At 69.3% G+C, this 25,612-nt stretch carries 25 protein-coding genes; 13 read left to right on the forward strand and 12 right to left on the reverse strand.

The window, feature by feature from the left end; translation table 11 throughout:
* The first annotated feature begins 188 nt into the window (after positions 1 to 188).
* Genes EIZ45_RS05950 through EIZ45_RS05960 form a run of 3 tightly spaced genes read left to right on the forward strand, consistent with a single transcriptional unit; the run spans position 189 to position 2,644 of the window.
* A complete protein-coding gene (locus EIZ45_RS05950) occupies positions 189 to 1,025 on the forward strand; it encodes a hypothetical protein (RefSeq protein ID WP_134662130.1) in 837 nt (278 codons plus the stop codon).
* A 4-nt stretch (positions 1,026 to 1,029) separates the two neighbouring features.
* A complete protein-coding gene (locus tag EIZ45_RS05955; protein ID WP_134662131.1) occupies positions 1,030 to 1,965 on the forward strand; it encodes a pentapeptide repeat-containing protein in 936 nt (311 codons plus the stop codon).
* Positions 1,966 to 1,981: 16 nt separating this feature from the next.
* On the forward strand, positions 1,982 to 2,644 hold the full coding sequence (locus EIZ45_RS05960; protein ID WP_134662132.1) for a nitroreductase: 663 nt from the start codon (positions 1,982 to 1,984) through the stop codon (positions 2,642 to 2,644).
* Positions 2,645 to 2,680: 36 nt separating this feature from the next.
* Here EIZ45_RS05960 and purL read toward each other — a convergent pair whose 3' ends face one another.
* Positions 2,681 to 4,963: a phosphoribosylformylglycinamidine synthase subunit PurL gene (purL, locus tag EIZ45_RS05965; protein WP_134662178.1), complete on the reverse strand. Its 2,283-nt coding sequence runs from the start codon at positions 4,961 to 4,963 to the stop codon at positions 2,681 to 2,683.
* 133 nt (positions 4,964 to 5,096) lie between these two features.
* Between purL and EIZ45_RS05970 the strand changes: the two genes are divergently transcribed.
* From EIZ45_RS05970 to EIZ45_RS05985, 4 genes are all read left to right on the forward strand, one after another.
* Complete coding sequence (locus EIZ45_RS05970; RefSeq protein ID WP_167753951.1) at positions 5,097 to 6,731, forward strand: ABC transporter ATP-binding protein; 1,635 nt, start codon at positions 5,097 to 5,099, stop codon at positions 6,729 to 6,731.
* Positions 6,728 to 8,470, forward strand: coding sequence for an ABC transporter ATP-binding protein (locus EIZ45_RS05975; RefSeq protein ID WP_134662134.1), 1,743 nt, complete (start codon positions 6,728 to 6,730; stop codon positions 8,468 to 8,470). Before EIZ45_RS05970 ends, EIZ45_RS05975 begins: the two co-directional genes overlap by 4 nt.
* Before the next feature lie 105 nt (positions 8,471 to 8,575).
* A complete protein-coding gene (locus tag EIZ45_RS05980) occupies positions 8,576 to 9,925 on the forward strand; it encodes a PQQ-binding-like beta-propeller repeat protein (RefSeq protein ID WP_134662135.1) in 1,350 nt (449 codons plus the stop codon).
* A gap of 102 nt (positions 9,926 to 10,027) precedes the next feature.
* Entirely contained in the window at positions 10,028 to 10,447 is a 420-nt protein-coding gene (locus EIZ45_RS05985; RefSeq protein ID WP_037808689.1) for a pyridoxamine 5'-phosphate oxidase family protein, read from the forward strand.
* 51 nt (positions 10,448 to 10,498) lie between these two features.
* Here the strand turns inward: EIZ45_RS05985 and purQ are convergent, their stop codons facing one another.
* Positions 10,499 to 11,176 (reverse strand): phosphoribosylformylglycinamidine synthase subunit PurQ, encoded by a 678-nt coding sequence (gene purQ / locus EIZ45_RS05990; RefSeq protein ID WP_037808690.1) that lies wholly within the window; start codon positions 11,174 to 11,176, stop codon positions 10,499 to 10,501.
* On the reverse strand, positions 11,173 to 11,412 hold the full coding sequence (gene purS / locus EIZ45_RS05995; protein WP_037808692.1) for a phosphoribosylformylglycinamidine synthase subunit PurS: 240 nt from the start codon (positions 11,410 to 11,412) through the stop codon (positions 11,173 to 11,175). The genes purQ and purS overlap by 4 nt, the downstream gene beginning before the upstream one ends.
* A gap of 190 nt (positions 11,413 to 11,602) precedes the next feature.
* Here purS and EIZ45_RS45970 point away from each other — a divergent pair, with 190 nt between their 5' ends.
* From EIZ45_RS45970 to EIZ45_RS06010, 3 genes are all read left to right on the forward strand, one after another.
* Positions 11,603 to 12,265: a hypothetical protein gene (locus tag EIZ45_RS45970; protein ID WP_051728637.1), complete on the forward strand. Its 663-nt coding sequence runs from the start codon at positions 11,603 to 11,605 to the stop codon at positions 12,263 to 12,265.
* Between the two features lie 82 nt (positions 12,266 to 12,347).
* On the forward strand, positions 12,348 to 13,928 hold the full coding sequence (locus EIZ45_RS06005; protein WP_134662136.1) for a GMC family oxidoreductase: 1,581 nt from the start codon (positions 12,348 to 12,350) through the stop codon (positions 13,926 to 13,928).
* On the forward strand, positions 13,925 to 14,737 hold the full coding sequence (locus tag EIZ45_RS06010; RefSeq protein WP_134662137.1) for a bifunctional 2-polyprenyl-6-hydroxyphenol methylase/3-demethylubiquinol 3-O-methyltransferase UbiG: 813 nt from the start codon (positions 13,925 to 13,927) through the stop codon (positions 14,735 to 14,737). Before EIZ45_RS06005 ends, EIZ45_RS06010 begins: the two co-directional genes overlap by 4 nt.
* Here EIZ45_RS06010 and EIZ45_RS06015 read toward each other — a convergent pair.
* A complete protein-coding gene (locus tag EIZ45_RS06015; RefSeq protein WP_134662138.1) occupies positions 14,734 to 15,918 on the reverse strand; it encodes a glycosyltransferase 87 family protein in 1,185 nt (394 codons plus the stop codon). The genes EIZ45_RS06010 and EIZ45_RS06015 overlap by 4 nt on opposite strands.
* A gap of 98 nt (positions 15,919 to 16,016) precedes the next feature.
* Between EIZ45_RS06015 and EIZ45_RS06020 the strand changes: the two genes are divergently transcribed.
* Positions 16,017 to 16,352, forward strand: coding sequence for a hypothetical protein (locus EIZ45_RS06020; protein ID WP_134662139.1), 336 nt, complete (start codon positions 16,017 to 16,019; stop codon positions 16,350 to 16,352).
* Positions 16,353 to 16,356: 4 nt separating this feature from the next.
* Here EIZ45_RS06020 and EIZ45_RS06025 read toward each other — a convergent pair whose 3' ends face one another.
* Together EIZ45_RS06025 and EIZ45_RS06030 are read right to left on the reverse strand one after the other, a co-directional pair.
* A complete protein-coding gene (locus EIZ45_RS06025; RefSeq protein WP_134662140.1) occupies positions 16,357 to 17,520 on the reverse strand; it encodes a lactate 2-monooxygenase in 1,164 nt (387 codons plus the stop codon).
* Between the two features lie 9 nt (positions 17,521 to 17,529).
* Positions 17,530 to 19,026, reverse strand: a complete 1,497-nt coding sequence (locus EIZ45_RS06030) for an aldehyde dehydrogenase family protein (RefSeq protein WP_134662141.1) — start codon at positions 19,024 to 19,026, stop codon at positions 17,530 to 17,532.
* 199 nt (positions 19,027 to 19,225) lie between these two features.
* Here EIZ45_RS06030 and EIZ45_RS06035 point away from each other — a divergent pair, with 199 nt between their 5' ends.
* Complete coding sequence (locus tag EIZ45_RS06035; RefSeq protein ID WP_134662142.1) at positions 19,226 to 19,867, forward strand: MBL fold metallo-hydrolase; 642 nt, start codon at positions 19,226 to 19,228, stop codon at positions 19,865 to 19,867.
* On the opposite strand, the gene EIZ45_RS06040 is transcribed toward EIZ45_RS06035, so the two are convergent.
* The gene (locus EIZ45_RS06040; RefSeq protein ID WP_205669821.1) at positions 19,864 to 20,568 is read right to left on the reverse strand and encodes a DUF2334 domain-containing protein; all 705 of its coding nucleotides are present in this window, start codon (positions 20,566 to 20,568) and stop codon (positions 19,864 to 19,866) included. The genes EIZ45_RS06035 and EIZ45_RS06040 overlap by 4 nt on opposite strands.
* A gap of 90 nt (positions 20,569 to 20,658) precedes the next feature.
* Positions 20,659 to 21,579, reverse strand: a complete 921-nt coding sequence (locus EIZ45_RS06045) for a class I SAM-dependent methyltransferase (RefSeq protein WP_240690562.1) — start codon at positions 21,577 to 21,579, stop codon at positions 20,659 to 20,661.
* 186 nt (positions 21,580 to 21,765) lie between these two features.
* Between EIZ45_RS06045 and EIZ45_RS06050 the strand changes: the two genes are divergently transcribed.
* A complete protein-coding gene (locus EIZ45_RS06050) occupies positions 21,766 to 21,966 on the forward strand; it encodes a hypothetical protein (RefSeq protein WP_134662143.1) in 201 nt (66 codons plus the stop codon).
* On the opposite strand, the gene EIZ45_RS06055 is transcribed toward EIZ45_RS06050, so the two are convergent.
* From EIZ45_RS06055 to EIZ45_RS06070, 4 genes are all read right to left on the reverse strand, one after another.
* Positions 21,956 to 22,480 carry an NADPH-dependent FMN reductase gene (locus tag EIZ45_RS06055; protein WP_370318123.1) on the reverse strand — a complete coding sequence of 175 codons (525 nt, stop codon included), beginning with the start codon at positions 22,478 to 22,480 and terminating at the stop codon, positions 21,956 to 21,958. The two genes, EIZ45_RS06050 and EIZ45_RS06055, sit on opposite strands and share 11 nt — an antisense overlap.
* A gap of 472 nt (positions 22,481 to 22,952) precedes the next feature.
* Entirely contained in the window at positions 22,953 to 23,789 is an 837-nt protein-coding gene (locus tag EIZ45_RS06060) for a patatin-like phospholipase family protein (RefSeq protein WP_134662145.1), read from the reverse strand.
* A gap of 30 nt (positions 23,790 to 23,819) precedes the next feature.
* Positions 23,820 to 24,641: a helix-turn-helix transcriptional regulator gene (locus tag EIZ45_RS06065; protein WP_134662146.1), complete on the reverse strand. Its 822-nt coding sequence runs from the start codon at positions 24,639 to 24,641 to the stop codon at positions 23,820 to 23,822.
* A gap of 71 nt (positions 24,642 to 24,712) precedes the next feature.
* On the reverse strand, positions 24,713 to 25,594 hold the full coding sequence (locus EIZ45_RS06070; RefSeq protein ID WP_134662147.1) for a phosphoribosylaminoimidazolesuccinocarboxamide synthase: 882 nt from the start codon (positions 25,592 to 25,594) through the stop codon (positions 24,713 to 24,715).
* Positions 25,595 to 25,612 lie beyond the last annotated feature (18 nt).

Below are 25,612 nucleotides of genomic sequence, written 5' to 3' on the forward strand. Positions count from 1 at the left end.
CTGAGGGCGCGCACGGACGCGGCTCCCGGTTCTCCCCTCCTCCTGCCGGGCGGGGCGGCCGGGAGCCGCTTTTGTGCGAGCTTTGCCCGCCTTGCACAATGCAGACCTGGGGCGGAGACGGAACCGCCTGGGCCGGCGGGGCGTCAGACCGCGGCGCGAGTCGGTGCAGCAGGAAGGCGGAACCGGACATGACTTACCCACCGCAGCCCGGACAGGGCGGGGACCCCTACGGCCAGGGCTGGCAGCAGCCCGGCTCGGGCGGGGTGCCGCAGCAGCCGGGGTGGGACCCCAACCAGGCCCAGCAGCCGGGCGGATACCCGAACCCCCAGCAACAGCAGGCCTGGGACCCGAACGCCCAGCAGCAGCAGGGTTGGGACCCGAACGCTCAGCAGCAGTACCCGGGGTACCAGCAGCAGCCGTACGGCGGCACCCAGCAGTTCCCGCAGCAGGGCTGGGACCAGGGGCAATACCCGGGCGGACCGGGCGGCGAGCCGCCGAAGAACAACAAGACCGGCCTGTGGATCGGCATCGCCGTCGCGGTCGTCGTGGTGGTCGCGCTCGGCATCACCGGGTTCGTCGCGCCGGGGTTCTTCCTGAGCAAGGACGACAAGGGCACCACGCAGGCGCAGCCGCCCGCCCCGGCCCCGTCGCAGTCGTCGGAGGCTCCGCTGCCGAGCGACTCGTCGTCGCCGTCCACGGATTCGAGCGACGACCCCGATTCGGGCGGCGCGTCGGGCGAGGCGAAGCAGGTCATCGACGACTTCCTCGCGAAGCTCAACGCCAAGGACGCGGCGGGCGCGACCGCGATGGCCTGCCAGGGCACCGAGAGCATGTCGAAGCGCAGCATCGACGAGACCACCAGCGGCGACCCGCAGCTCACGCTGAGCAAGGTCACCGCGGGCAGCGCCACGACGAGCGCCCGGATCACCGGCAAGCTGTCGGGCAAGGACGCCAGCGGCACGATGGTCATCATGAACCGCAGTGGCGGCTACTGCGTGGGGCTGTACCTGATCCTCGCGTTCTGACCCGGTGCGCTCGCCGCTGCTGTGGACGTTGATCGCGTCCGTGGCACTGCTGTGCGGGGTCGGTGGCTGGTTGCTCGCCGACCCCGCGACAAGCCGTAGTGAAGCGTTGAAAACCGCCGGTCTCGCCGGTGGCGCGGTCGTGGCGCTGTACGCGTTGTGGCTCAACGATCGCCGCCGCCGCGTCGAGGAGGCGCGGCAGGTGATCGAGCAGCAGCGGCACGACGTCGACCGCGAGCGGATCTCCGACGAGCGGTTCGCCAAGTCGGTCGAATTGCTGGGCCACGAGGCCGATCAGGTGCGGGTCGGCGCGTTGCACGCGCTGGCCGGGCTGGCGCGGACGCGGCCGGAGTATCGGCAGACCGTGCTGGACGTGCTGTGTTCTTATCTGCGGCGGCCGTTCACGCATGGCCGCTATGACAATGATGAAGTTACGCCGGAGCAGGAACGCGAGCTGCAGGTGCGGCTCACCGCGCAACGGCTGATCCGGGATCTGCTGCCACCGTCCGATGTGGACGGACCGGGTCCGGATCTCGACCTGACCGGCGCGGTCCTGGAGTACTTCGATCTTTCCCGCCGCCGGATCGGCAGCCTGCTGCTGCGGCACGCTTCGCTGTACAGCAGCACGAATCTCAGCGGTTCCGTCTTCACCGGGCAGGCTTATTTCACCGCAGCGGGCACGGGCCCCGGCCGTCTGGTGGGCGTTTTCCGTTGCCGCAACGCGACTTTTCTCGACCGGGCCTGGTTCTCCGGTACCGAATTCTCGGAACGGGCCAATTTCTCCCACACCACGTTCGCCGGTCCGACCACCTTCAAGGGCGCGACCTTCGCGAAGGAAGTACTTTTCGACGGGACGGCGTTCTCCGGCCCGGTGGAGGCAGCGCTGCCGGACGGCTGGAAGCTGGATCCGCAGAATGGCGGCTATGTCGCGGCGCCGATCTGAGTAGCATCAAGAAACCGTGGACGTCTACGAAGCGGTGCGTTCCCGGCGGTCTGTCCGCGGCTTCCTCGGCAAGCCGGTACCCGGCGAAGTCCTGACCCGAGTCCTCGCCACAGCCTTGCGCGCCCCGTCTGGGGGAAATCTGCAGCCGTGGCGGATTTACGTCCTGACCGGCGCGAAGCTGGCCGAGCTGAAATACCTGGTCGGGCAGCGCATCGCGGACGGCGACACCGGCGATCCGCCTCAGGTGCTGCCCTATCCGCAAGTGTTGCCCGAGCAGTACGCGCGGCGGATCGAGGAGCTGGGCGCGCTGCGCTACGGCGCGGTCGGGGTCGCGCGGGAGGATTACGCGGGCCGGGAGCGGGTCCGGGTCCGGAATTGGGACTGCTTCGGTGCTCCGGTCGCGCTTTTCTGCTACTTGAACGAGCAGATGCTTCCGCCGCAATGGCTGGACGCGGGGATGTTCCTGCAGACCGTGATGCTGCTGCTGCGCAAGGAAGGGCTCGACAGCTGCGCGCAGATCGCGTGGGGCCGGTACCACCGGAGCGTCACAGAGATCGCGGAGCCGCCGCCCGGATATGTCCTCGGCTGCGGCATGTCGATCGGGTACGCGGATCCCGATGAGCCCCGGCCGGAGATTCCCCGGGCAGAGCTGGCGGAGGTGGTCACCTTCCGCTCGTGAGTGCCGGCGCCGGTCCGCGCCGGCACTCACGAGGGCTCAGTCGAACAGCGCCGGAAGGGTCTTCTCCCAGTTCTCGCGCAGTTCTTCAAGGGAGAACTCGGTGACGCCCTGGATCTCCAGCGCTCCGGAATCCGGGTCGACGACGCCGGTCTTGCGCCACGGCAGACCGCGCGCGGTGCACATTTCGGTGAACCGCAGCTCTTCCGTGCGCGGGACCGCCACCAGCACGCGGCCGGACGACTCGGAGAACAGCTGCACGAACGGGTCCTGGTCGCGGTCGAGGAACACCCGGGCCCCGCACTGTCCAATGAGGACAGTCTCGGTGAGCGCCTGTGCCAGACCGCCGTCGGCGAGGTCGTGCGCGGCGGAGATCATGCCGTCGCGCGAACCGGCGACCAGGACGTCGGCCAGCAGCTTCTCGCGGGCCAGGTCCACGCGGGGCGGGACGCCGCCGAGGTGCCCGTGCAGTTCGCGGGCCCAGGCCGAACCGTCCAGCTCGTCGTGGGTGTCGCCGAGCAGCAGCAGCGTCTCGCCCGCTTCCGCGCCGATGCCGGTGGGGATGCGGCGGGTGACGTCGTCGATCACGCCGAGCACCGCGATCACCGGGGTCGGCAGGATCGCCGTGTCGCCGGTCTGGTTGAAGAAGCTGACGTTGCCGCCGGTGACCGGGATGCCCAGCTCGACGCACGCGTCGGCGAGCCCGTGCACGGCCTGCTCGAACTGCCACATCACGCCCGGGTCGGTCGGGGCGCCGAAGTTGAGGCAGTCGGACACCGCGACCGGGGTCGCGCCGCCGGTGGCGACGTTCCGGTACGCCTCGGCCAGCGCGAGCTGCGCGCCGCGGTACGGGTCGAGGTAGACGAACTTCGCGTTGCAGTCGGTGGCCACCGAGACGCCGCGGTTGCTCTCCTCGTCGATCCGGATCATGCCGGAGTCGGACGGCTGGGACAGCACCGAATTGCCGCGCACGTAGCGGTCGTACTGCGCGGTCACCCATTCCTTCGACGCCTGGTTCGGCGACGCGATGAGCTTCAGGAAGTCCGCGCGCAGTTCCTCGGGCGTCGACGGGCGCGGGAGCTTCGCGGAGGTGTCGGCGACGAGGCCGTCCTGGAACGCCGGGCGCTCGATCGGGCGGTCGTACACCGGGCCCTGGTGCGCGACGGTGTGCGCGGGCACGTCGACCACGATCTCGTCGTTCCAGGTGATGACGAGGTGCTCGCCGTCGGTGACCTCGCCGATGTCGGTGGCGATGACGTCCCACTTGGCGCAGACCGCCATGAACGCGTCGACGTTCTCCGGCGCGACGACCGCGCACATGCGCTCCTGCGATTCGCTGGAGAGCACCTCGGCGGGCGTCATCCCGGTGGCGCGCAACGGAACCCGGTCGAGGTAGATGTGCATGCCGCCGTCGCCGGCCGCGGCCAGCTCGGACGTGGCGCAGGAGAGCCCGGCCCCGCCGAGGTCCTGGATGCCGACGACCAGCTTCTCGCGGAACAGGTCGAGACAGCACTCGATGAGCACCTTCTCGGTGAACGGGTCGCCGACCTGCACGCTGGGCAGCTTCCGCCGCCCGGACGCGGATTCGTCGCCGGAGAACGTGTCGCTGGCGAGCACGGACACGCCGCCGATGCCGTCGAGACCGGTGCGCGCGCCGAACAGGATGATCTTGTTGCCCGAACCGGAGGCGAACGCCAGGTGCAGGTCCTCGGTGCGCATCGCCCCGACGCACAGCGCGTTGACCAGCGGGTTTCCCGCGTAGGAGGGGTCGAAGACCAGCTCGCCGCCGATGTTCGGCAGGCCGAGGCAGTTGCCGTAGCCGCCGACGCCCGCGACCACGCCGGGGAGCACGCGCTTGGTGTCCGGCGCGTCGGCCGGGCCGAAGCGCAGCGCGTCCTGCACCGCGAGCGGCCGCGCGCCCATCGCCATGATGTCGCGCACGATGCCGCCGACGCCGGTGGCCGCGCCCTGGTACGGCTCCACATAGGACGGATGGTTGTGGCTTTCCACCTTGAAGGTGACCGCCCAGCCGTCGCCGATGTCGACGACGCCCGCGTTCTCGCCGATGCCGGCCAGCATCTTGGCCTTCATCTCGTCGGTGGCGGTTTCGCCGAAGTAGCGCAGATGCTTCTTCGAGGACTTGTAGGAGCAGTGCTCGCTCCACATCACCGAGTACATCGCGAGCTCGGCGTCGGTGGGCCGGCGGCCGAGGATTTCCCGGATCCGCGCGTACTCGTCTTCGGCGAGGCCGAGTTCGACGTACGGCTGGCTCATTTCCGGGGTCGCCGCGGCCACTGCGGTGGTGTCAACTGTGCTGGTCACGGTATCCGTGTCAGGGTTCGCCACGGCCTTAAGACTACGTGTCGGCCGGGTCACACCCACAGCCGCCCGGCCTGCTCGCACCAGGCATAAATGAGTCGCGCCGGAGCCTCCCGGCGGCTTAGCGTCAATGATCGTGCTTTCCGCCACGTACCGCTTCCCCGACATCCGGCTCCCGGAACGTCCGACGCCGGTCCGGTATCTGCTGGCGGTCCTGCGCGCACGGCCGGGGCTCGTCCTCGCCGCGATCGTCACCGGGGCCGGCTGGTCGCTGCCGAGCGCCCTGCTGCCGCTGGTGATCGGCCGGGGCGTCGGGGCGATCGCCGACGGCGACTCGTCCGCGCTGTGGCGCTGGGCGCTGCTCGCGGGCGTGCTCGGCGTGACGCAGGCGCTGCTCGGCACCGGGCTGCACTTCGCGTCGTACGGCATGTGGATCCACGGCGCGGGCTCCACCCAGCGCCTGGTCACCGACCACACGACCCGGCTCGGCGCGTCCCTGCGCGACGCCACCACCACCGGCAACGTCGTCGCGGTCACGTCGTCGGACATGAACTGGGTCGGCAACGCGTTCGAGGTCATCGGCCGCACGTTCGGTTCGATCGTGGCGTTCGTGGTCATCGGGATCGCGATGCTCGGCACCTCGCCGGTGCTGGGCACGGTCGCGCTGGTCGGCGTGCCGCTCGCGGTGCTCGGCATCGGTCCGCTGCTCGCGCCGCTGCAGAAGCGGAAAACCGCGCAGCGGGAGAACCTGAGCGAGGTGAACGCACTCGGCGCGGACATCGTGTCCGGGCTGCGGATCCTGCGCGGCGTCGGCGGCGAACGGCGATTCCTCGCCCGGTTCCGCGACGCGAGCCAGCTGGTGCGGCGCTCCGGCGTCGAGGTCGGGCGCAGCGAATCCTGGCTGGCAGGCGCGGAGGTCCTGCTGCCGGGGCTGGTCACGGTGGCGATCACCTGGCTGGGCGCGCGGCTCGCGCTCGACGGCACGATCAGCGTCGGCGAACTGGTGGCGTTCTACGGCCTTTCGGCGTTCCTGGTGGTGCCGGTCGCCACGGCGACCGAACAGGTCAGCTCGCTCAGCTCGGGCCTCGTCGCGGCGCGCAAGGTGTGCGGGCTGCTGGCCCTGCGGCCGAAGCTCGCCGAGCCGGTGTCGCCGCTGCCGCTGCCGGACGGTCCGCTGGAACTGGTGGACACCGCCAGCGGCATCCGGATCGCGCCGGGCAAGCTGACCGTGGTCGATCTTGGTGCCGAGGCGGAGGCGATCGCCGCCCGGATGAGCCGGTTCGCCGACGCGGACGAGGGCGAGCAGGTGCTGGTCGGCGGGGTTCCCGCGGATCGCGTCGCGCTCGCCGAACTGCGCAGGCGGGTGGTGTACGCGCACAACCAGGACCTGTGGTTTTCCGGGGTGCTGCGTGATCAGCTGACTCCGGAGCACCCGCGCGGGGTCGACATCTTCGCGGCGCTGCACGCGGCGGACGCCGAGGACATCATCGAGGCCCTGCCGCGCGGCGTTGACGAGCTGATCGGCGAACGCGGCCGCGAGGTGTCCGGTGGGCAGCGGCAGCGGTTGAGCCTCGCCCGCGCGCTGGCGATCGACCCCGACGTGCTGCTGCTCGACGAGCCGACGTCGGCGGTCGACGCGCACACCGAAGCCCGGATCACCCAGCGCGCCAAGGAATTGCGGACCGGCAGGACCACGGTGGTGTTCAGCCAGAGTCCACTGTGGAGGAACGTGGCCGACGAGGTCGTGCACGGAAAGGCAGTGACGGTATGACGACGCGGCTCCCGCTGGCGTCGAAACGCGAAGTGCGGCGCTGGGCGAAACGCGTGGCGGTCGAGCACCGGCGCGAGTTTTCCGTGATGCTCGGGCTGTTCTGCCTGGCCACCGTGGTCGGGCTGGCCGGGCCGCAGCTGCTCGGCAGGCTCGTGGACGGCGTCGTCGAGCACGGCACGACGCTGCGGGTCGATCTGCTGGCCGTCGCGTTCGTGGCGGTGCTCGTGCTGCAGGCGTGGGCGAGGAAGGCGGCGCGGCTGCGCGGCCGGATGTTCGGCGAACGGGTGCTCGCGCAGACCCGCGAACGGTTCGTCACGAACGCGCTCGGCCTTCCGCTGGGCACCGTCGAGGCGGCCGGCACCGGCGACCTGCTCAGCCGGGCGACCAGCGACATCAACCGGCTGGACGTCGCGGTGCGGTTCGCCGCGCCGGAAATCCTGATCGCCGCGGTGACGGTGCTGTTCACCACCATCGCGATGATCGTGACGTCGCCGCTGCTCGCGCTGGCCCTGCTGGTGGCGATCCCGATCCTGGTGCCGGTGAACATCTGGTACCAGCGGAAGATCCCGAGCGCGTTCGCGTGGATGCTCGACCGCTGGGGCGACCTGCAGTCGACCACCCACGAGACCGTGGAGGGCGCGCGGACCTCGGAGGCGCTCAGCCTCACCGAACGGCGGGTCCGCGCCGGACATCACGCACTCGACCAGGCGACGCTCGGCGAACGCCGGATGCGGGCGCTGCAGATGCGCTGGCTCCCGTCGCTCGAGATCAGCTACGTGCTGCCGATCGCGGCGCTCCTGCTGCTGGGCTTGTTCGCCTACAGCCAGGGCTGGGCCGGGCTCGGCACGATCACGACGATGCTGGCGTACGCGCAGGCGATGACCGCTCCGCTCAGCGAGGCGCTGTTCTGGCTGGAGGATCTGCAGGTCGCGATAGCCGCGACGCGCCGGATCATCGGCGTGCAGCCTGCCGAATCGGCGGACAAGGTCACCGACGTGCCGCGCGGGCGCGACATCGAGGTGCGCGACGTCCGGTTCGGCTACACCTCCGACCGCGAGGTGCTGCACGGCATCAGCCTGAGCGTGCCGCGAGGGGAACGGCTGGCGATCGTCGGACCGTCCGGTGCGGGCAAGTCGACGTTGGGCAGGCTGCTGGCCGGGATCTCGGCGCCGACCGCGGGTTCGATCCGGGTCGGCGGCACCGAGGTGTCGACGCTCGCGGACGACGTGCTGCGCGGCGAGGTGCTGCTGCTGACGCAGGAACACCACACGTTTTCCGGGACGCTGCGGGAAAACCTGGCCCTGCCTGCCCGGCGCGGCGGCGGGGACTGGACCGACGAGGAACTGCTGGACGCGCTCGCATCCGCCGGCGCCGAGGAGTGGGCGGCCGGACTGCCGGACGGGCTGGACACCAAGCTCGGCTCGGGCGCGTACGCGGTTCCGGCCGGTCTCGCGCAGCAACTGGCGCTGGCCAGGGTCGTCCTGGCCGACCCGCACACGCTGGTACTGGACGAGGCGACGTCGCTGCTGGACACCGGTTCGGCGCGCGAGCTGGAACGGTCGCTGAACGCGGTGCTCGAAGGCCGCACGGTGATCGCGATCGCGCACCGGCTGCACACGGCCGCGGCGGCGGACCGGGTCGCGGTGGTCGAGGGCGGCACCATCACCGAACTCGGCCCGCACCAGGACCTGATCGCGGCGGGCGGCCCCTACTCGCGGCTAGTCGCGGCGGCAAGCTGAAGCGCGATTCCCGGACGACAAATCCGAAGCGGTGAAAACCGTGGCAGAACTTTGGGGGAATCAGATTTCCCAAATACACTACCCGCATCGAGGGGGGAGCGGGTAGTGACTGACAAAAAGGGTGGCCGGCGGGCCGTCCTCGGAATCTCGGCATTTCTGGCAGCTGTGGTGATCGCGGCTATCGCGGTACCGCTCGCGCTCAACAGCGGCAAGGTGCCCGGCCACGCGATCGCGGTATCCCAGCAAGGCCCGTGGCAGCTGGGATCGGACCGGATCGCGCCGTACGACATCGGCATCGATTCCTGGGTCGTGGGCGACGATCTGGTGCTGGTGAACGACACCTATGCGGTGGCGTACGCACGGAGCGACGGAAAGGAACGTTGGCGGATCCCTTCCCCCGCCGGCCATTTCTGCGGGGCGAGCACCTCTGTCGTCGACAACCACATCGCCGTCGGTTATGGGGATCTCTGTTCGAGCGCGGCTGTGCTGGATGTCAACGCGGGAAAGCTGCTGTGGCAGCGGGCGATGCCCATCACCTCGTCGGGGAGCCCGTCGCAGGCGAAACTCGACGAGCACGCAGTGCTGGAGATCGTCGGCGGTTCGGTCGTGGTCGTGCACTACCAGCAACTGCTCGGGCTGGACGCGGCCACCGGCGCCGTCCGCTGGTCCGAGGTCACGCCACCGACCGACGAGAAGGTGTACTCGAACTGCATCCCGTCGGACGGGCTGCCGCGGAGTGCGGACTTCGTGCTGCTGTCCCACTGCAGCGCCAAGGACTCCGGCGACAGCTTGTACGTCGCCGTTGCCGTCGATCCCGCGACCGGAAAAATCAAGCAGCACAACGAGTTCGTGAAGAGCAAGTCCTTCCTCACGATGGCGTGGGTGAGCGCGTCGCCGCTGGTCGCCTATCTCAGCGATACATCGAAAGGGATGTACGCAACTCTCGACGACTCGCTCGAACCGGTTTCCACCATCGATGCCGGAGACGCGTTGAACGGCTTCATGGGCGACGACGGATTCGGCTACAGCCTGAGCGGGGCCTCCAATGGCACGTCACATCGACGTTCGCGAGCACTCGTCACAGGCACCACGATGATCGCGCTGACCAGCCCGCAGAAGCCCAACCGCCTCGCCGCGTTCGACCTCCGCACCGGCGCCAAACGCTGGGAAGTCCCGGCACCCGGCGGCGGCATTGTCGCGGCGCCGCTCGCGGTGGACAACGGGCAGGTGATCGCCGTGGTCTCCGCCGGTCAGGACGGTCCTGATCAGCACATCGTCAAGTTCTCACTGGACACCGGAGCTGTGACACCCGTGCGCACGGTCTCGCTCACGGGTCCCGGCAATCGCAGCTTGGCACCGTGGTTCTGCCGCTTGTTCTGGGCAGACGGGGTCGTTTACGGAGTCCGCGCGATCTACACCGCGCAGTCCACGGCACTGGTCTTCCGGCTCGGCTGAGCACGGCCGTCCCGGCCCGACCCCCGAGACCGGAATGTCCGCGGGGCGTCCGGCGTTGGCCTCAAGCGGATCCTGATCTTCCTAGCCTGGGGGTGACGCCGGATGGCGGTCATGACGGTGGACGAACGAGAGAAGTTCCTCGCGGAGCAGCGAGTGGGCGTGCTGTCAATCGGCCGGGAAGGCGCGGCCCCGCTCGCCGTGCCGGTTTGGTACGACTACGAGCCCGGCGGCGAACTGCTGATCTGGATGGACCGCGGATCGGCGAAGGACCGGGCGATCGAGGCGGCGGGCAAGCTGAGCCTCACGGTGCAGCAGGAAACCCAGCCGTACAAGTATGTGACGGTGTCCGGTCCGGTCGTGGACCGGTCCTCGGCTCCGACGGAGGAGCAGGCGCTCGCCATCGCCTCGCGGTACGCGCCCGAGGCCGAGGCGCGGAAGTTCGTCGAGGGCTCGCTGACGGAGAACTCGGTGCTGGTGCGGGTGCGCACCGAGCGCTGGCTCTCCAGCGACCACAGCAAGTAACGCGAAAGGGGCCCCGGGAAGTTTTCCCGGGACCCCTTTTCGGTGCTTGGCTCAGGCCTTCACGAGCGCGTCGACCGCGCTGTAGAACATGCCGAGACCGTCGTCGGACGGACCGGTGAGCGCGTCGATCGCGTGCTCCGGGTGCGGCATGAGACCGACCACGCGGCCGTTCTCGCTGGTGACGCCCGCGATGTCGTTGCGGGAGCCGTTCGGGTTGCCGCCGACGTAGCGGAACGCGACCCGGCCCTCCGCCTCCAGCATGTCCACAGTGGACTGGTCGGCGACGTAGCAGCCGTCGTTGTTCTTGAGCGGGATCAGGATCTCCGCGCCCGCCTCGTAGCGCGTGGTCCACGCGGTGGCGTTGTTGTCCACGCGAAGCCACTGGTCGCGGCACACGAAGTGCAGGCCGACGTTGCGGATCATCGCCCCGGGAAGCAGACCGGCCTCGCACAGGATCTGGAAGCCGTTGCAGATGCCGAGCACCGGCATGCCCTTGTGCGCGGCGTCGATGACCGAGGACATCACCGGCGCGTAGCGGGCGATCACGCCGGCGCGCAGGTAGTCGCCGTAGGAGAAGCCGCCGGGGACGACGACCGCGTCGACGCCCTTGAGGTCGTCGTCGGCGTGCCAGAGCGAAACCGCCTCGGCGTCGGCGTAGCGGACCGCGCGGGCGGCGTCGCCGTCGTCGAGCGTGCCGGGGAAGGTGATGACGCCGATGCGGGCGCTCACGCCTCCACCCGCCGGATGGTCCACTGCTCGATCACCGGGTTGGCGAGGAAGCCCTCGGCCATCTTGGCCAGCGTCTCGTCATCGACGTCGTCGTCGACCTCGAGTTCGAAGTGCCGCCCCTGGCGCACGTCGGCGACCCCGGAGAAGCCGAGCCGCGGCAGCGCGCGCGCCACCGCCTGGCCCTGCGGGTCGAGGATCTCGGGTTTGGGCATGACGTCGACAACGACTCGAGCCACGGCTGGCTGCTCCTTATTTCTGCAGGTCGTGGGTGCACGGGAAGCGTACTTCACCAGCCTGCTCGGCAGACAGACCGGTATCGAGGGGGAGACGTGAACCACCCGCCGCAAGGCCCGTATCCGCAGCAGGGCCCTTATCCGCCGCGCGGACCGCAGCAGGGGCCGCCGCCTGGGCAGTTTCAGCAGCTGGGTGACGCCGGGCTTCTTCAAGGAGAAGCTGGACACGACGTCGCAGGGAACGCCGGAGCAGCTGGCCCAGTCGGTCGCCAACTCGATCACCGAGCAGACCGGGCTGAATGAGCTGTGGTGCAGGATCCGGTCGAAGCGGTCCTACACCGCCGAGCAGACCTTCCGGAGCGCGAAGGGCGACGCGAAGATCAGCAACGCGGTGCATCTGACCGGCCAGCAGGAGCGCGCGGCGACGATCACCGCCGGCGACCTCACCTACGGGATCGCGATCATCCCCAGCGACAAAGGCTGGTGTGTGCGCGACACCAAATCGGGTGGCGAACCGGCTCCGCTGGCCAGCCTGTCGACGGATCCGAAGCCGCGGCCCCCGGTGAAGAACGGCACGGACGCCGCGACCAGGTTCATCGACGCGGTCAACGCGCGAGACATCCCGGCGGCGCTGTCGGTCATGTGCCAGGACACCACTCGCAACGGCACCCAGCAGTGGATCTACGGCGAAACCAAGCTCACCCCGCGCAAGACGGACGTGCTGACCTCCGCGGGCCGGACCATCGTGCACCTCGACACCAAGGTGGACGACGTGACCGGAGAGGGCCGGGTGGAGACCGACGACGATGCGGCGGACGGCGTGTGCGTCACCGTCTTCGATGCCACTTCTGACTGATCGGTTTTCCGGCGACTTGCGCGTAGCGTGACCTGCGCCATGATGTGTCGTTGACAGGGTGTCAACACCACCGGGAGGCAGCGTGCCAGAGCAGGACTCCTTCGACTACGTGATCGTCGGCGCGGGCAGCGCGGGCTGCGTGCTGGCGAACCGGCTGAGCGAGGACCCGTCCGCGCGGGTGCTGCTGCTCGAGGCCGGCGGCGAGGACACCGCGGACGAGGTCCGGATCCCGGCGGCGTTCGCGTCGCTGTTCAAGACGAAGTGGGACTGGAACTACGAGACAGTCGAGCAGAAGCACACCGGCAAGAGGGAGTACTGGCCGCGCGGCCGGATGCTCGGCGGCTGCTCGTCGATCAACGCGATGATCTACATCCGCGGCAACCGCGCCGACTACGACGGCTGGCGCGATGCGCACGGAGCCACCGGCTGGGGCTGGGACGACGTGCTGCCGTACTTCAAGCGCGCCGAGGGCAACCAGCGCCTCGGCGGGCCGCTGCACGGCACGGACGGCCCGCTGCACGTCGAGGACCGGCGGTTCACCCACGAGCTGTCGCACGCGTGGGTGGACAGCGCGGTCGCGTGGGGGCTCAAGCACACCGACGACTTCAACGGCGAGTCGCAGGAGGGGGCCGGGCTCTACCAGGTCACCTGCAAGCGCGGCCGCCGCTGGTCCACCGCGGACGCATACCTGCGACCCGCGTTGTCGCGGCCGAACCTGACCGTGCGGACGAACGCGCAGGTCACGCGGGTGGTTTTCGAGGGCACCCGAGCGGTCGGGGTGTCCTATCTCGACAAGGGCGTGCCGACGACGGTCCGGGCGGACGCCGAAGTGCTGCTGTCCGGCGGGGCGATCAACTCGCCGCAGTTGCTGATGCTGTCCGGCGTCGGTCCGGCCGAGCATCTGCGCGAACTGGGCATCGACGTGGTCGCCGCGCTGCCCGGCGTCGGCGACAACCTGCACGACCACCCGGCGGTCGGCGTGATCTGGTCGACGAAGGGCACGACCGACATCGCGGACTCCGCGACGCCCGCCGGATTGGTGCGCTACCAGCTGACCAAACGCGGCCCGCTCGCGTCGAACATCGGCGAGGCGGGCGCATTCTACTCGACCCGCGACGGGCTGGCCGCGCCGGACATGCAGATCCACGTGGCCCCGACGTTGTTCTACGACAACGGAATGCGCGAGCCCACGTGTCCGGGCTTCACGTCGGCGGCCACGCTGGTCGACGTCGCGAGCCGCGGGCGGCTGCGGCTGAAGTCGGCGAATCCGCTGTGGAAGCCCGAAATCGACCCGGCTTACTACGCGGAGTCGATCGATCTGGAATCGGTGAAGTCCGCTCTGCGGTCGCTGATCGAGATCGGACGGTCGGGTCCGCTGGCGAAGTTCCTGGACCGGCCGTTCCTGCCGGCGACGCATGAGCTGTCGGACGAGGCGTTGACCGAGCATGTCCGGCAGAACACGCAGACGCTGTACCACCCGGTCGGCACGTGCGCGATGGGCAGCGGCGAGCACGCGGTGGTCAACCCGGATCTCAAGGTGCGCGGGGTTACGGGGCTGCGGGTGGTGGACGCTTCGGTGATGCCCGTGGTGCCGCGCGGAAACACGAACGCGCCGACGATCATGGTGGCGGAAAAGGCGGCTGATCTGATTCGGGCTCGATGACCGCTCTGTCAACCTGGCGGGATCTCCTTGCCGCCTGGGCGATTCCGGACACCGTGCACCCTCCGGAATCGCCGTGGGTCCTGCCGCGCGAGGTGTTCCTGCGGCGAGCCGATCAGCAGATCGCCGCGCCGATCGGGGCGACCTATCAACTGGCCGCCGAAGCGTTGCAGGAGCCAGGCACGGTGCTCGACATCGGCGCGGCGGCCGGGGCGGCGAGTCTGCCCCTGGTCGGCCGGTCGAACGTCACCGCGGTGACGGCGTTGGACACCGACGACGAGCTGCTCGCGGCGTTTGCCGAGCGGGCCGCGGGCGTGGAGCATCGGCTGTTGCCCGGCCGGTGGCCCGATCTCGCCGACGAAGCCGGCGTGGCGGACGTTGTCGTGTGCGGGAACGTGGTTTACAACGTCCCCGACCTGGCTCCGTTCGCCGCGGCGCTCACCGCGGCGGCGCGGCGGCGGGTCGTGGTCGAGACGGCCGCGCGGCATCCGTTGACTGAGCTTAATCCCTTGTGGCAACGGTTTCACGGCATCGAGCGACCGGCTGGACCGACTGCCGGGGACTGTCTCGCGGCGCTCGCGGAAGTGGGGATCGAGCCGGAAGTCGTGGAATGGCGGCGGCCGCCGGAGCCTGAGTACGCGGAGTTCGCGTCCACAGTGGACGTCGTACGGCGGCGGTTGTGCTTGCCTGCCGACGCTGCCGGCGAGGTCGAGCGAGCCCTGCTGGAGATGGGGATAGATCCGGAGATGCCACCAGATCTCGGGTCGTCCGGCCGGGACCTGGTGACGCTGGTTTGGCCCGGTTCCGCCTAACCGACCCGTTCGAGTTCGGGGACCCGGGCGAACTGCACCGCGAACAGTTGCCAGGCAAGGAAACCCAAGCCGAGAAGGACATAGGCGTCGCCGACGAGGTGCTGCCACGGTTCCCACGCGAGTTCCCGCATCCCGCTGGAGGGCACAAAAGTGTGCGGCGCGGCGATGAAAACCGACGCGCCCGCGGCCAACGCGGCGGCGGCGCGAAGCGTGCGGACGCGCGCGGCGAGGATGAGCGTCGCGGGCACCACCCAAACCCAGTGGTGCGACCAGGAAATCGGGGACAGGACGAGCACCGCGGCCGCGTTGACGACGAAGCCGAGCGAACTGTCGACGCGCCGCATGACAAGTACGGCGGCGACCAGGACGAACGCGGACAACGCCAGCCACAGCAGGTCGTGGGCCGGCGGCAGCAGGGCGAGGCGGTTGAGGGCGCCTTGGATGGTCTGGTTGGTCGCGTAGGGCGAGCCGCTGAAGCCGTCGGCACCGGTGAGGCCGCCGCCGAAGAAGTACTCGGCGGACGCGCGCGGGGCGATCAGGAAGCCGAGCAAGGTCGCTCCGGCACCGGTGAGCAGGGCGTTGCGGACGGCGCGGAAATCCTTGGCGAGCAGGAAGAAAAGGAGGAAACCAGCGGGCGTCACCTTGATCGCGGCGGCCAGGCCGACGAGGATTCCGCGCGGCCAGCGAGGGTTGGGCGCCAGGCAATCCACGGCGACCAGTGCCATCAGGACGAGGTTGATCTGTCCAAAGCCGATGGTGGAGCGCACGGGCTCGAAGGCAAGCGCCGCAACGGTGAGCGCGGACGCGGCGACGGCCGTGGACTGGCGATTCCAGTTGCGCCACAGGTGGCGGACCGTGGTGTACAAGACCACCCAGAGCGACGCGGCGGAGAGGACGTCGAGCAGAACCGACGCGATCGAGAGCGGCGGGAGCGCCAGGGCCGAGAAGAGCATCGCGGCGAACGGCGGGTAGATGAACGGCAGCATCGACCCGGCTGTGGTGGTCGGGAGCGGGCCGTAAAGGTCGCCGCCTTGGACGGCCGCGTCCGCACCGAAGCGGTAGACCTGCAGGTCAACCGGGTTGAAGCTGCTGATGACGGCCGCGATGCCCGCGACGACGGCTACCGCGCCGAGTGCGGACAACCAGGCGAGGATCCGCCCGGACTTTCCTTGAAACCACATACGGGCGGCGATTGTAGCTGCCTGCTCGACGGGCGGGTGGGCTGTTCCGGATGACTGTTTTCCCGGAATTGTCGGACCCCGTCGTTACAGTCGGGCCCATGAGCACTTCCCTCTACTACACCGCGAGCCGGGCGACCGCGCTCACCGCTTCCGAGACCGCCGCTGTCGAACGCGTCGTCACCACACGCCAGTCGTCTTTTCCTTACCCAGACGAGGAATCTCTCTTCCTGTACTCGGAAGTCGAGCCGGACGCGATCGTGGCTGGGTCCACCAAGATGCCGCTCGATCTCGACCGGGTCATGCCGATCCTCGAACACGTGCTGGGCTCAGTGACCGAGTTGCGCCGCACCCTTCCGGACGCGCAGTGGCACGTACACCTCGACGATTTCGACATCCCGTGGGACGAGAGCGAGGGGTACTTCCTGCCCGCGTAAGCGTCTAGCCGACTCGCCGCAGCGCTTCGCGGGTGAGGTCGGCCAGGGTCGGATAGCCGTCCACAGCCATGATCAAGTCAGCTTCAGCGAGCAAGGTACGCAGCACATGGACAACGCCGTCCTCACCAGCCAACGACAACCCCCAGGCGTACGGGCGGCCGACGCCTACCGCCGTCGCGCCCAAGGCCAGCGCCTTGACCACGTCGCCTCCGGAGCGCACGCCGGAGTCGAACAGCACCGGCGTGCCGCCGGAGGCATCGACCACTTCGGCAAGGCAGTCCAGTGCCGGGAGACCGCCGTTGGCCTGCCGTCCGCCATGGTTGGAGCAGTAGATCCCGTCGACCCCGCCGTCGATGGCGCGGCGGGCGTCGTCGGGATGCTGGATGCCTTTCACCAGCAGCGGAAGCTTGGTCAGCGAGCGCAGCCAGGGCAGGTCCTCCCAGGTCAGCGGGTTGCCGAAAAGCTGGGCCCACAGTCCGACGGCGGCCGCCGGGTCGTCCTCCGGAGCCTTGCCGAGCCGTTTCCGGAACACCGGGTCGGTGAAGTAGTTGGCCAGGCAATGCCCGCGCAGCTGCGGGAAGTTCGCCGTCGACAGGTCGCGCGGCCGCCAGCCGGTCACCCAGGTGTCGAGCGTGACCACGATGCCGCGGAAGCCCGCCGCCTCGGCGCGTTGCACGAGCGAGGCGGCGACGTCACGGTCAGTCGGCGTGTACAGCTGGAAGAAGCCCGGAGTGTCGCCCAGTTCCGGGACGAGCGTTTCCATCGGGTCGACGCTCAGTGTCGAAGCGACCATCGGCACGCCCGTTCGGGCGCTGGCCCGCGCGGTCGCGAGGTCGCCGTGGCCGTCCTGCGCGCACAGGCCGATCACCCCGACCGGCGCGAGGAACAGCGGCGACGGCAGCTTCATCCCGTACAGGTCCACCGACAGGTCGCGTTCCTTCGCGCCCACGAACATCCGCGGGACCAGGCCCCAGCGCTCGAATGCCTCGACGTTCCCGCGCTGGGTCCGCTCGTCGCCGGCCCCACCGGCCACATAGGACAGTACGGACGGCGGAAGCGCCTGAGCCGCACGCGTTTCCAGTTCCGCGTACGACATCGGCAGGTCCGGAACGCGGCCGGACAATCCGGCGAAGTAGATCTCGTGCTGGAAATCGCCGAAGCCGGGCAACAGTGCTCCTTAACGCTTGCCGTGCAGGACGGTGACCAGCTTGGCGACCAGCGCGTCCGTGGATTCCTTGCGGGAGAAGGACGTGAGCGTGAGCGGCGCGGTGAACCGCTGCCGGGCCACTGCCTTCGGGCGGGCGAACTCGCGCAGCCCTTCCGGGCCGTGGATGCGGCCGAACCCGGAGTCGCCGACGCCGCCGAAGGGCAGCGACGCGATCCCGGCGAACGACAGCGGCGCGTTCACCGCGGTCATCCCCGCACGCAGCCGCGACGCCAGCTCGGCACCGCGCGCCCGGGAGAACACCGTGGAACCCAGCCCGTACTTGGTCGCGTTGGCCTTCTCCACCGCTTCGTCCATGTCGCGGACCCTGGCGATGGTGACCGTCGGGCCGAACGTCTCCTCGCGCACCGCCTCGGAGTCCTCCGGCACGTCCACCAGCACGGTCGGCTGCACGTAGCGGTCGCCGACGCTCTCCACGCCGCCGACCAGCGCTTTCCCGCCGCGCTTCAGCGCGTCCTCGATGTGCCCGCGGATCACCGACAGCTGCGAGGGCATGGTGATCGGCCCGTACTGCGCGTCCTCGTCCGAGCCGGCGCGCACCTTCTTCGCCTTCTCCACCACCTTGGCGACGAACTCGTCGGCCACGCGTTCGTGCACGTAGACGCGCTCGACGCCGATGCAGGTCTGACCGGAGTTCGAGAACGCGCCCCAGACGGTGGCATCAGCCGCCGCCTCGAGGTCCGCGTCCGTGTCCACCAGCAGCGCGTCCTTGCCGCCCGCCTCGATCACCACCGGGGTCAGCGTGTTCGCGGCCCCGGCCATGATCTTCTTCCCGGTGGCCGCGGAACCGGTGAACGCGATCTTGTCCACCCCGGAGCCGACCAGCGCGGCCCCGGTCTCGCCGAACCCGGTCACCAGCTGCAGCACCGGCTGCTCCGGCACGATCTCAGCGAACGCGTCCACCAGCCACTTACCCACACCCGGGGTGTACTCGCTCGGCTTGAAGACCACCGCGTTGCCCGCGGCCAGCGCGTACGCGATCGAGCCGAGCGGGGTGAACACCGGATAGTTCCAAGGCCCGATCACGCCGACGACGCCGAGCGGGAGGTACTCGACGGTCGCGGCCTGGTTGGCCATCAGGAGGCCGGACGACCGGCGGTGCTTGCCGAGCACCTTGCGGGCGTTCTTCGCCGCCCACGCGATGTGCTCGATCGCCAGCACGCTCTCGAGCTGGGCGTCCGCGATCGGCTTGCCGGTCTCGTCGCGCACGACCTGGCACAACTGCGGCAGCCGCCGGGTCAGCACGCCCTTCCAGCGCTGCAGCCGCTCCGCGCGCCCGGCGAAACCGAGACCGTCCCACCAGCGCGCAGCCGCCCTCGCCCGCTCGACGGCGGCGCTGACCTCATCGGCCGTGTGCACCGGGTAGGTGCCGACGACCTCGTCGGTGGCCGGGCTGAGCGAATCGAACGTCTCGCCGACGGGCGTCGGCTTCGGCTGGACCGCGGTCATCGGCGTCTCCCCGTCTCGGTGAACCCCCAGGCTACGAGGTTGCTGACACTCTGCCAACAGTTGCCCGGGCTTCCCGCCAGCATGGCATCCCGGAACTGGCGCGGAAAGTCCTCCGACCGGGAGTCCTCGCTGGACGCCCTCGTGGACCAGGCCACGAGCGTAGGGTTGAACCGACCGATCTTGGTAAGGAGAAAACCTGATGCGGATCGTCCATTTCGGACATTCCTGCGTACTGCTCGAGACCGCCGCGGAGCGGATTCTGCTCGATCCTGGCACGTTCTCCACCGGCTTCGAGAACGAGCGCGAACTGTCCGCGGTGCTGATCACCCACCAGCACTTCGACCACCTCGACGTCGAACGGCTGCCCGGCCTGCTCAAGGCGAACCCGGGCGCGAAGCTGATCGTCGACCCTGGCTCGGCCGAGGCCGTCGAGAAGCTGCACCTGGAGTTCGAGGTCGCCAAGCCCGGCGACGCGTTCGAGATCGGCGGCACCTCGGTGTCGGTCACCGGCGGCGAGCACGCGGTGATCCACGCCGACATCCCGGTGATCCCGAACATCGGCTACCTGGTCGACCACGGCGCGTTCTACCACCCGGGCGACTCGCTCTTCGTGCCCGAGCAGAAGGTCGACGTGCTCGGCCTGCCCACCGGGGCGCCGTGGCTGAAGGCCGGCGAAGCGGTGGACTTCCTGCGTGCGGTCGCGCCGCACCGTTCGGTGCCGATCCACGAGGCGGTGCTGGCCAACGCGGCGGCGAACATGCACTACGGGCTGTTCCAGAACCTCGCCCCGGAAGGCACCGAGGTGAAGGCGCTGGAGCGAGGCGTCGCGACGGAGGTCTAGGGCGACGCGGGAGCGGTGTGGCGCAGGGAGCCGTAGGTGCTCCCGAAGGCCCGGTTTTCGAGGGCCACGTCCACCGCGTCCAGCAACGCCTGCCGCAAGCCGGGGCGGCTGAGGTCAGCGGCGTCAATGCCAAGCCGCACGAGCCCGCCTCGGCGCGCGGCCCGCGCGGAGGCGAGTACGAGCGCGAAGCAGCGGACAGTCTCCGTACGGTGCGACTGACTCGTGAAGTCCTGCACCCGCGCGCGCCGGATTTCGCCGGTCACCAGGTCCCGTACGGCGTTCTGGTCAGCGCACAGCGTGAAGCCGTGCTCCCGCAATGCCTGCACAGTGCCAGCCGACGCCAGCCAACGCGGCGGCGCGAAGCCGTCAACAGTCACGCCGGTCGCGTCGAGGGCGGCCTTCGCAGCGATGAGCCGAAGCCGCGCTTCGTGCGCGGGAAGCACGGCGAACTCGGCCTTACGCCCCAGGTGCACGGCGCGATGCGTCGGCGGGATGCGGTGGTCGTAGCCGTTGAGCAACACCGAGTCACCCGCTGCGGCGCGCGTACGGACCCAGGCTGTCACGGGCCCGTCCTCGGTGCGCGCGACATGCAGGATCGACAGCGGAACATGCCGACGTTCGAGTTCGGCCGCCAGATGCGCACAACGGTGCAGCGTGCGCGTGGTGACCCCGGACAGCGAGACCAGCAGGCGAGCATCCACGCCACCATTGCGCCGCAGCCGTGTGGCGACCGCCTGACCGCTCCGTGAACTGCGAGTGAGACTTACGCGGCGGACAGTCACCGCTGGGTTTTATGCGCCTTTGCGGCAGTGCCAGATGAGCATCGACGGCACGTCCTTCGCCGCCGCGGCCAACGCGTCCGGCACCAGGCCGTTCAACGACCACGGCCAGAGATCCCACGGCCCACCACCAGGCACGTGGCGCGGTTCGGTTAGGGCTGGAATCGGCTCCGCACAGCTCACCGGCGCGAGACCGGCGGCAAAGAATGCACGCAAGTAATCACCGACGCGATGATGACTCGTCCGCACCCGAGCCGGGTCGCCGTCGGCCGTGCGCACGGACGGGATCGATCCGCGCTGGACCTGCTCGGGATGCACGTCGGAAAGGACGAGATGCCCGCCCGGAGCGAGGACGCGAGCGAACTCCGCGATCACCGGTGCCAGGTCCGGTACGTGCGACAGCGCGAGACCGCAGAGCACGACGTCCTGCGAACCGTCATCGACCGGAAGTTCATGCAGGTCAGCAACGAAAGTCGAGTCGGCCTTGGCATGGCTGAGCATCTCCGGAGAACCGTCGACGGCGACCACGTGGTGACCGCGCTCGACCAACAGCCGGGTGAGCCGCCCCGTGCCGCAGGCAGCATCAAGCGCCCGACCCGGCGGAATCGCGTCAAGGATCGCCGCGACGTGAGGCTCGTCAGCGAACGCAGCGTTCTCGCCGGAGTCATACGCGGCAGCCCAGCGAGCGTAAGCGTCTCTAGGCGCGAGCTGGGCTACCTCAACGCCGTGGGCCAGGTCCTCGTCAGCCAGCAGCGCGCGAATCTCGGCCAGCCGCGCTTCGACAAACTCGCGATCGTGCTCGCCGGTGAACGCGCGGAGCAACGCCGCTCCTTCGATCCCGATGAGGTAAGCGAGAGGATGCTCGTAACTCACGCCTGCGGACGCTAACCGGGCAAATGCCGCAGTGCCACCGATTTTCGCGTTAGCCTGCACGCCATGGCCATGTGGCGACGAAGACTTGTGGTTCCAGCAACCCCCTGGAACGGCAGCGAATTACGCGCCGAACCAGGCACCCTCCCAGGAAAACCGCGGCCCGCAATCCTCCTGTCCGCAGGTTCCCTACAGGCCTCTGTCCTACCCGGGGAACTACGCGATTTCGGCCGCGGCCGCGTCGAAATCGTGGAGTCTTTAGGCCCCGGCCCACTGGCCTTCCTGTTCCGCGCTTCAGCGGCGGCACCGACATCCCTTGCCGAAGAACAGGTCCGCGACCTGCCGAAAGACGCCGTAGTACTAGCCCTCCCGAACACCCCGCCCGCCGCAGTACTGACCGGTGCCGAACGGGACAGCTTCCTCGACTGGGCTCAGCGACTCACGGATTGACCGGTTTGGCCGCCTCCACGAGCCGCCGCACCGCGACCGCGACCCGCCCTCGCAGGTCGGGATCGATGAGGGATCCGTTCTCGACAGCTTGGCGGGGAATCGGAATCCGAGCACAAGCGTCGTCGACGATGCGAGTGCCCGCGTAGGTGAGGGTTTTGCGGAGAGAGTCATGCGCGTCCGCACCCCCAGTCGGCGCGGCGACCGAGGATGCGTTGATCCACGCGACGGGTTTGCCGTACATCTCCCCGCCGCCGATCGTCCAGTCGAGCAAATTCTTGAAGGAACCCGGCAGGCCACCGGCGTATTCCGGGGTGCAAAACAGGACACCGTCCGCCGCCCCGATCGCCTCCCGCAACGCGACAACCTCGCCAGGCAACGGATCCCGGTCAAAGTCCGGATTGAAGTGCGGCAGCCCAGCGAGCCCACCGTACACAGTGGACGCCGTAAAACCAGCCGCGGTAGCGATGACAGCCGCATTGACCGAACCGGCCCGCAGGCTGCCGCTGATGAGCAGAAGCACGAACCCCAGTGTGCCAGGACGGCGGCGTCCGCGGGGTTGGCTTTTCGGGGCGCACCTGACTTTCACCCGCTGCTACCGCGCGAACGCAATCGCTACCCGGCATCGGTCGGCGTGGGTGGTGAACGATTAATGACGAATCGGCTCACCCTTGCGGAGTGCGGACTCCGGAGGGCTCGAAGCCGACAAGTCCGCGCCGACGATGGCAGGGCTTGACAAAAGTCAGCCCAATGCGCCTCCGCGCCGACCCGGACCTGGCCGCGACCAGCCCAGACCGGAATGGGCGGTCCGCAGGCCAGGGCTCCGCGCCCGCCGCAAACGCGCAGCGAACCAACCCGCGCCAGACCGGAAACCCGCCGAGAGCCAGCGCAGCTCAGGCTCCGCCCCATCACCCAACCGGCAGCAACCGGCCTGGGCCGGGAAGCGGCTTGCCGAGGTCAGCAGCCAGCTGTCACGTGGTGGAGTGGCCTCACTCCCACACCACCCCTCCCCGTTGTCCCTGTGCCAACCCGGCCGCCGCCGCTGCGGATCGGGTTGCCGGGTCCAGTGGGTTCGGGCCGATCGCCGCGACGGAAGCCTCGTCTGGTTCCAAGACCGCTACCTTCGCTCCTGCCGAGCGCAGGTTCACCAGTACCTGGTCGAACGGCCGTTCCGTCGGGAATGGCTCCGCCGCACCCATGGGGACGACCACTGTCACCTGGGCGAAACCTGTTGCGTAGTCGGCATTCGAGGCGGAACGGACGCCGCCGTCGACGTACCGACCGCCGTTGATCGGTACTGCTGGCCAGATTCCGGGCACTGCGCAGCTTGCCGCCACCGCGGCGACCAGCGAGACGCCGGACGAGCTGTCGAACACCGCTGGTTCACCGGTTTCCGCTTCCACCGCAACGATTTTCACCGCGCGCTCGGGCCACTCGTGGGACGGCAGACGGGATTCGATCACCGCGCGGCGTCGTGGTTCCGGGACGGTTTCCGCGGCCAGGGCATACTTTCCCATCGCCCGGCGGGTTTCCGCCGCGGTGCCGCCGCCAGCCAGCACCGCGGCGAACTCCTCGCCGAACTTTTCCGGGTCGAACTCGGCCGCGATCTCCGCCGCTTGCAAGGCCGGATCGGTTTGCCGCGCGTACAACTGCGGCAGCGGCAATCCGCTGCCCAGCTGTGCCGCCACCGCCGCGCCTGCTGACGTGCCGATCAGCACGTCGGCATCGGCTACGTCCTGGCCCGCTTCCGCCAGCCCGGTCAGCAATCCGGTCGCCCACGCGATCCCGGCGACGCCACCGCCGCCCAACACCAAAGCTCGGCTCATGCCGCTCCTTTCACCGGCACCCACTCTGCCCTACGGCACCGACAATTTCCGTAGCGCCGACTCCAGCAGGGCATCCGTCTCGGGTTTCGGCAGGGCCAGCTCCAGCAGCGTTTCCGCCACCTCGCGGTATTTCGCCACCCGCGCCGGACTCGAGCTGCTGGCGCTCTCCCGCAGCAACCGCTCGTGGACGATCGAGGGCAGGTCCGCGAAATCGAAAATCGTGAACGCCCTGCCCAGATCGGGACGGCGGCCCGCCGGGACAACTCGCACCTCGGCCTTGCCTTCCGCCAACCGCTCGCGCAGATGCCACAGCTGCTCCGCCATCGCGTCCGCGTCGCCGATCCTCTTGTGCAGCGCCCTTTCCCCCAGCACCAGCACACACCGCGCGCCCGAATCGAGCACCGCGCGCCGCGACAGTCTCTCGGCTACGCGCGCGTCCACTTCGTCCGCCGCAACGCCCGCAGTGCTCGACAACAGCGCTCGTGCGTACCCGCTCGTCTGCAACAGCGGCGGCACCACTTCCGGCTCCCAGCCGAACACTGCCTCCGCCGTGCGTTCCCATTCCAGGTACGGCTCTTCTCCGCCGCCGTCTATCCAGTCCTGCTCTCGCGCTCCTCGCGCCATCTCCACTATTCGCCTGCGATCCGGCCCGATCACCCTGCAGTGCGCCAGTACCGCTCCGATGTCCTCCGGCTTCGGCAGCCGCAGTCCTCTTTCCCAGTTCGTCACGAAACCAGGCGTCATCCCCAGCAACCGGGCCAACTCTCTTACACCCAGTCTTCTTCTCTCCCGCGCCGCGCGTAACTCCAGGCCCAATGCCCTCGCGCGCGGTGTTGCGTACGGTGTGGTCATGGTTGCAGTGTGTCAGGGGGTGCCGACAGTTTTCGGGGTTCTCTCCCTGGGCCCTCTGCTGCTTCCTCGGCCTACAGCCAGTCCTCCAGCGACAACCCCGTCAGCCTCTCGTACACCTCCACGTACCTTCCCCTCGTCGCCTCCACCACTTCACTCGGCAACGGCGGCGGCTGTACGTTCGACGCCCTCTCCCAACCCGACTCCGGCCCCGTCAGCCAATTGCGCACGTACTGCTTGTCGAACGACGGCTGCACCCTTCCCGGCTCGTACCCCTCCGCCGGCCAGTACCGCGACGAATCCGGCGTCAGCACTTCGTCCGCCAGCACCAGCGCGCCCGTCTCGTCCACTCCGAACTCGAACTTCGTGTCCGCCAGCAGGATTCCGCGCTTCGCCGCCACTTCCGCGCCACGGCGGTACACCGCGAGCGTCGCCTCGCGTAGCTCCTCCGCGCGCTTCGCGCCGATAGTCGCGACCACTGCGTCGAACGAAACGTTCTCGTCGTGCTCGCCGAACGCCGCCTTCGTCGCGGGCGTGAAGATCGGCGACGGCAGCTTCGATGCCTCCACGAGCCCTTCAGGCAGCTCTACGCCGCACACTGCGCCCGTACGCTGATAGTCCGAGTACCCGGACCCCGTGAGGTACCCGCGCGCGACAGCTTCGACCGGAAGCATGTCGAGACGGCGTACGAGCAGCGCGCGCCCGCGTACCTCGGCAGGGATGCGCGGGTCGTCGTACGCGACAAGGTGGTTCGGGACCAGGTCCGACAGCTGCTCGAACCAGAACACGCTCATCGCCGTGAGCACGCGGCCCTTGTCGGGGATGGGCGTGTCCAGGATGAAGTCGTAAGCGGAGATGCGGTCCGAGGTGACCAGCAGCAGGTGGTCGTCCCCGACCGCGTACAGGTCCCGGACTTTTCCGGCGGCGATCTTCGGGTAATCGGCGAGCGTCGTCACTGCTGCACCCTAACCCGA

This window comes from Amycolatopsis sp. CFH S0740 (genome assembly GCF_004522315.1).
Classification (GTDB): Bacteria; Actinomycetota; Actinomycetes; order Mycobacteriales; family Pseudonocardiaceae; genus Amycolatopsis; species Amycolatopsis nivea.